The sequence below is a fragment of the Pseudomonas sp. SIMBA_068 genome, from assembly GCF_046534705.1.
GTDB lineage: Bacteria > Pseudomonadota > Gammaproteobacteria > Pseudomonadales > Pseudomonadaceae > Aquipseudomonas > Aquipseudomonas putida.
The window spans coordinates 1-318 of sequence record NZ_JAWRYI010000228.1; the positions used below are offsets into that span (position 1 = coordinate 1).

Annotated in this window: 1 protein-coding gene; it reads left to right on the top strand. The window is 57.2% G+C overall.

Annotation, left to right across the window (positions count from 1 at the left end; all coding sequences use genetic code 11):
- Nucleotides 1-318: penicillin-binding transpeptidase domain-containing protein (locus tag SB756_RS28945; protein ID WP_410912964.1), on the top strand; the 318-nt coding region annotated here is incomplete at both ends.

A 318-nucleotide genomic window follows, 5' to 3' on the forward strand; every position in this document is an offset into this window, starting at 1 on the left:
CGTCAGGTGGGTTCCAACATCAAACCGTTCCTCTACACCGCGGCGATGGATAAAGGTCTGACGCTGGCAAGTATGTTGAACGATGTGCCAATTTCTCGCTGGGATGCAGGTGCCGGTTCTGACTGGCAGCCGAAGAACTCACCACCGCAGTATGCTGGTCCAATTCGCTTACGTCAGGGGCTGGGTCAGTCGAAAAACGTGGTGATGGTACGCGCAATGCGGGCGATGGGCGTCGACTACGCTGCAGAATATCTGCAACGCTTCGGCTTCCCGGCGCAAAACATTGTCCACACCGAATCGCTGGCGCTGGGTTCAGCG